At 68.1% G+C, this 5,814-nt stretch carries 5 protein-coding genes; 1 reads left to right on the top strand and 4 read right to left on the bottom strand.

All coding sequences use genetic code 11. From position 1 onward, the window contains the following. Positions 1-765 precede the first annotated feature (765 nt). Positions 766-1,932, top strand: coding sequence for a hypothetical protein (locus VGC47_03080; GenBank protein HEX9854275.1), 1,167 nt, complete (start codon positions 766-768; stop codon positions 1,930-1,932). Here the strand turns inward: VGC47_03080 and VGC47_03075 are convergent. The 4 genes from VGC47_03075 to VGC47_03060 are packed head-to-tail and all read right to left on the bottom strand — an operon-like array spanning position 1,905 to position 5,724. After that, entirely contained in the window at positions 1,905-2,900 is a 996-nt protein-coding gene (locus tag VGC47_03075; GenBank protein ID HEX9854274.1) for an ATP-binding cassette domain-containing protein, read from the bottom strand. The genes VGC47_03080 and VGC47_03075 overlap by 28 nt on opposite strands. Then, the gene (locus VGC47_03070) at positions 2,897-3,880 is read right to left on the bottom strand and encodes an ABC transporter ATP-binding protein (protein ID HEX9854273.1); all 984 of its coding nucleotides are present in this window, start codon (positions 3,878-3,880) and stop codon (positions 2,897-2,899) included. Before VGC47_03070 ends, VGC47_03075 begins: the two co-directional genes overlap by 4 nt. Next, positions 3,867-4,775 (bottom strand): ABC transporter permease, encoded by a 909-nt coding sequence (locus VGC47_03065; GenBank protein ID HEX9854272.1) that lies wholly within the window; start codon positions 4,773-4,775, stop codon positions 3,867-3,869. The genes VGC47_03070 and VGC47_03065 overlap by 14 nt, the downstream gene beginning before the upstream one ends. 55 nt (positions 4,776-4,830) lie before the next feature. After that, a complete protein-coding gene (locus VGC47_03060) occupies positions 4,831-5,724 on the bottom strand; it encodes an ABC transporter permease (GenBank protein HEX9854271.1) in 894 nt (297 codons plus the stop codon). Positions 5,725-5,814 lie beyond the last annotated feature (90 nt).

The following is a 5,814-nucleotide window of genomic DNA, read 5'->3' as shown; positions in this document are numbered from 1 at the left end:
CCAAGATCCCGGGCCTCGGCACGGCCTTCAAGGCGCTCACGCTCGTGCTTCCGCTCGGGCGCGGCCGGGTCGTCGACCGCGACGGCACCCTCTTCGTCGAGTAGGTCCAACGATGCGTCGGACGTCAGCGTGCTCGGAGAGCTCCGCCGTCGTCACCGGTTGCCGCTAGTGGTCTGTCGCGGGATTGATGACCACGGGCCGCGGCTGTCCCGGTTTGCGGCGTCGGCTACTCGGAGGTCCGGTCTGCCAGGTGCCCCCCTCGGCTCGGGTCGCAGGGCGACCGCTCGCCGGTCCCCCGCCGAGCGGGAGACAGCGTGGGTGGCCGTCCGTACCGTTCGCAGGCTTCTACGCAATCCCCCGGTCTCCGGGGGATCGACGAGCGCCGCAGGCCGAGTCGCGGGGGCCCGGCAGTGGGTGGCGGCCAAGTGCCCCCTCGGCTCGGGTCGCAGAGCGACCGCTCGCCGGTCCCCCGCCGAGCGGGAGACAGCGTTTGGTCCAGTCGAGGGGGCCGGGCAGTGTGTGGCGGCCAGGTGCCCCCTCGGCTCGGGTCGCAGAGCGACCGCTCGCCGGTCCCCCGCCGAGCGGGAGACCGCGCTTGTATGGCCGTCCCCGTTTGCGGCGTCGGCCACCCGACGGTCCACAGCCGAGGTCACCAATTGAACGACGCACCACTAGGATCGTATCCTAGGACGATATCTTTCCGGTCTCAGGAGGATCCTTGGCAACTCTCGAGCGCTACACACCGTCCGATCTGGGGAGCCACCGATGAGGGGCCGGCTGCACGAGACGACGGACGAAGCCTGGAACATGCGCCTCGTCGGTCACGCGGATTTCGACGGCACCGGCGACTGCATGCACGTCAACCTGAAGGACGGCGTCGCCTATGTCGGTCACCAGACCGGTGGAACGTCGGTCGTCGATGTGCGCGACCCCACCGAGCCTCGTCGTGTCCTCTATCTCCCTGCGCCGTCGAATTCGCACTCCCACAAGGTCCAGGTCGTCGGAGACGTCCTGCTCGTGAATCGGGAGCGGCGCTTCGGCGGACGCAACACGTCGCAGGCCTGGCAGTCGGGCCTCAGCATCTTCGACGTGTCCGATCCCTTCGCTCCACGCGAGATCGGCTATTGGGCATGCGGCGGCAGAGGCGTCCACCGGATGAGCTACTGGGAGGAGCCGTACGCCTTCGTGACGGCCGGATCGGGTGACAGCAGCGGCCAGTTCCTCGTGATCCTCGACCTCTCCGACCCGTCGGCACCCGTCGAGGCGGGTCGCTGGTGGCTCCCCGGTATGCGCCGGGGCGAGGAGGCGCTCCGGACTTGGCCCGACGGCGCCGAGGTCCTCCTCCACCATGGTGTGCCGCGCGGCGACCGCCTGTATTGCGGATGGTGGGACCAGGGGCTCGTCATCTTGGACGTGTCCGACAAGGGCGCACCCAGCCTCGTGGCGCACGTCGACCTGGACGAGGTGGACGGTCCGAGCCTGTGCACTCACACGGCGTGCCCGTTGCCGGGGCGCGAAGCCCTCGTCGTGACCGACGAGTGCGTCGAGAGCCCGGCCCGGATCCCGTACCAGGCGCGCCTCGTCGACATCTCAGACGAGAAGAACCCACGCGTCGTCTCGAGACTCCCAGTGCCGGAGGGCGACTTCACGTCGCGCGGCGGACGCTTCGGCCCCCACAACGTGCACGAGTACCGCCCCGGCACGTACCAGGATGGCTCACGAGTCTTCCTCACGTACTTCAACGCCGGCGTGCGGGTGTACGACGTGTCGGACCTCGAGAACCCCCGGGAGATCGCGTGGCACGTGCCCAAGGCGCCCATCGGCTCGCCTGCGATCCAGATGAACGACATCTTGGTCGATGCAGACGGACTGATCTACGCTACGGACCGGCACACCGGCGGTCTCTACATCTTCGAGCTGGACGGCGTCTGATCGTCGGTGCTCTCGGTCCGGACGCCGAGCCGGGCGCAGGCCAGGAAGTGACCCGGGCCGACCTCGATCAGGCCACCGACGCCATCGCACTCTTGTCCGGCGGTTGCGCATCGCACGCATCCGTCGGGCTCGGCCGGGCGGGCGTGATCAGCGGCATCCGTAGGTCTCGAATGACGGATCGACTTCGCCCGGGAAGCGGCGAGAAGGGTCTTCGTCGATGGGTGGAGGGGATCCCGGAAGATGACGGCTGTATCCCCGTGCTCGACGACGTGGCCGCCGCTCATCACGAAGATGCGATCCGTGAGGAACCGCACCGTTCCCAGGTCATGGGCGATGAGCACGTAGGCGGTGTGCACCTTCTCCTGGATCTCCTTGAGAAGGTTCATGACCTGCGCCTTGATGGAGACGTCGAGCGCCGACACCGGCTCGTCGAGGACGATGCAGCTCGGCCACGGGGCGAGCGCTCGGGCGATCGAAACCCGCTGGCGCATACCGCCGCTCAGCTCGTGGGGATACTGGCTCCGCAGGTTGGTGCGCAGGCCGACGAGCTCGAGGAGATCGCCGACCCTGTCGACGCGGTCCTGCTTCGACAGGCTCGGTAGCCGGGTGAGCGGCTCGGCGATCGACGCTCCGATGGTGCGCTTCGGGTTCAGCGACGACCACGGATCCTGGAACACGGACTGCACGTGCGCCCGATAGACGCGCCATCCTTCGCCTTTCAGCCCGGCGATGTCATCGCCCTCGTAGCGCACGACGCCCTCGGTCGGCTCGACGAGGCCCAGCAGCATCCGGGCCGTGGTGGTCTTGCCCGATCCCGATTCGCCTACGAGGCCGACCGCCTCCTCCGGGCCGACCGCCACCGAAACGTCCGACACGGCTCGCACCGGTTGGCGCCGCCGAACCGAGAATCGCCGGCCCGCCGGAAAGATCTTGACGAGCCGCTCCCCCGCGAGCAGATCGGCGCTCATGCGTGCTTCCAGCACTTCGACACGTGGCCGGGCTCGATGAGGACATCCGGAGGCGTCTCCGACCAGCACCGATCCATGACATAGGGACAGCGCGGGGCGAAATGGCAGGCAGGCTTCTCCTCGAACAGCCCGGGCGGGGCGCCATCGATGGACACGAGTCGGTCCGGGACCGGCGCATCGAGATCCGGCACAGAGGCCACCAGTGCCTCGGTGTAGGGATGGGCCGGCCAGGCGATGATCCGATCCGCCGGCCCCGTCTCGACGATGCGCCCGGAGTACATCACCGCCACGCGGTCCGCCATCCTTCCAACGATGCCGAAGTCGTGGGTGATGAAGAGGATCCCGACACCCGTCTCCTCCTGAAGTGCCTTGAGGAGATCCAGATAGGCATCCTCGATGGTCACGTCGAGGCTGGTGGTCGGTTCGTCGGCGATCAGCAGGCTCGGATTGCACGCGATCCCGATGGCGCCGACGACACGCTGTCGCATTCCGCCGCTGAACTGGTGGGGAAAGTCGCCGATGCGCTCCGCCGGCTGAGGGATCTGCACCGAGTCGAGCAGCTCCAACACCCGGTTACGCAAGCGTTGCCCGCGAAGGCCGTCGTGGAGGCGCGTGCCTTCGCCGACCTGCTCGCCGATCGTGAGAACCGGGTTCAGCGCGGTGAGCGGATCCTGCAGGATCATGGCGATCTCGGCGCCGCGCACCGACGACCACTGGCGCGACGTCAGCCCAACCAGGCTCCGGCCGTGGAGCTCGATGTCGCCTCCGGTGATCGTTGCCACCCGCGGGTGCAGGCCGATGATGGACAGCGCGGCGAGGCTCTTGCCGGACCCGGACTCCCCGACGAGGGCCAGGACCTCTCCGGCGTGTACCTCCAGGGACACCGAGTCCAGGGCGTCGGCTGCTCCCTCCCGGGTCTCGATCCTGACCGTGAGGTCGGTGACGCGGAGGACGAGATCATGCGCCTCAGCTGCGGTCATCTTGCCCCGGTCCCGTGTCGAGCGCCTGCCGGATCTTCGGGTCCAGGTAGTCGCGGACCCAGTCGCCGAGGAGGAATATGCAGATCACGGTCAGCGTGATCGCGGCCCCCGGGATGATCGACAGCCACCAGGCGGAGGTCAGGTACTCCTGACCCTCGGCGACCATCCGTCCCCACGATGGCCTCGGTGGCGGGATCCCGGCGCCGAGGAAGCTGAGGGTCGCCTCCACGATGATGACCGAGCCCAGGTTGACGCTGACGAGGACGATGAACGAGTTGAGCACGTTGGGCAGGATGTGCATCACCAGGATGCGGGGGCTCGACAGCCCGTTCACTCTCGCCTGTGCGACGAAGTCGCGTTCTCGAAGCGTGAGCACCTCGCTGCGGACGATCCGCACGAACCACGTCCAGATGCTGAGGGCGATTGCGAGAGCGACCGAGGTAAAGCCGGGCCCGAGCGTCACCGCGAAGAGCAACCCGAAGAAGATCGTCGGGAAGCCGAGCAGGGCGTCGGTGATCCTCGTGATGATCGTGTCGACGAACCCGCCGTAGAAGCCACTCGCCATCCCGAGGACCAAGCCGATCAGTCCTCCCAGCGTGATGGACAGCGCCACCACCTGGAGGGTGGCCTGCGAGCCGACGAGCAACCGCGTGAGGTTGTCGCGTCCGAGGGGGTCGGTCCCGAACCAGTGCTCCATCGTCGGTGCCGACAGCCGATCCGCCAGGTCCTGCTCGTAGGGATCGTGCCCGGTGAGCGATGGCCCGACCACGGAGACGACGAGGAGCAGGAGCAGCACCACGATCGGGATGATCGGCAGGTCTCTGTCCATGGCGCGCCTCGCCATGAGGCGCGGCCGCGCCAGCATGGTGCCGAGCCCACCGCGCTCGGCAGTCATGGCGCCCCGCGAGCGGGACGGCTCTCGCCTGTGACCTGGTCGAGTGCGCGACACATCACCGGATCCGCGGGTCGAGCCAGGCGTTCAGGATGTCGGTGATGAGCGTCAGCACGATGATCATGACACCACCGACGATGATGATCCCCTGCACCAGCGGGAAGTCACGCCCAAGGGCGGCCTCGTAGAGCAGCCGGCCGACACCGGGCCACGCGAACACGGTCTCGACGGACACCGCACCCGTGATGAATCCGGAGAGGCTGATCCCGACGAAGGCCAGCGCAGGCAGCAGCGAGTTTCGCAAGGCGTGGCGCCACGTCACCCGCGTCTCCCCGACGCCCTTTGACCTGGCCAGTTTGACGTACTCGCTCGAGAGCTCTTCGAGCATGCTGGAGCGGATCAGCCGCATGATGCCCGCCACGAACGCCGTCGCCAGCGTGATGACCGGCAGGATGTAGTGGGAGGGTCCGCCCATCCGCGACGAGGGCAGCCAACCCAACAGCCCGGCGAACACGAAGATCAGCATCAGCCCGAGCCAGAAGTTGGGCGTGGCGACGCCGAGCACCGCGACGACGTTGCTCAGGCGGCCGCTCATCCTCCCTCGCCGCCTTGCCGAGAGCACCCCGAGCGGGACGGCGAGCCCGATGGCGAGCGCGAACGACGGGATGACGAGTTTCAGCGTGTTGACGAACCGGCTCACCACGAGCTGGTTCACCGGGTCGCCGAACCGGAAGGACGTGCCCAGGTCGCCCCTGACCAGGTCGGACACGTAGTGGCCGAACTGCACCAGCAACGGTTGGTCGAGGCCGAGCCGCTCGGTGAGGCGGATCCTGTCCGCCATCGCCTGCTCGGCGGCCATCAGTGAGACGGGATCGCCCGTCATGCGTGTGATGAGGAAGATGAACACGGCGAGGATCGCGACGGTCACGATCGCCTGGAGCGTGCGCCGGATCAGATAGTCGGCGATGGCCGAGCCCTCCTCACTCGCGTCGCTGGACGCTCACACGGGCGTGAGGTGGGGCGCCCCCCCGCGGGCGGGCGG

The sequence above is a fragment of the Acidimicrobiia bacterium genome (assembly GCA_036396535.1).
Lineage (GTDB): Bacteria > Actinomycetota > Acidimicrobiia > Spongiisociales > UBA5794 > DASWKR01.
The sequence above is the reverse complement of the archived record's forward strand: the minus strand, read 5'-3'. Positions and strand labels throughout refer to the sequence as shown.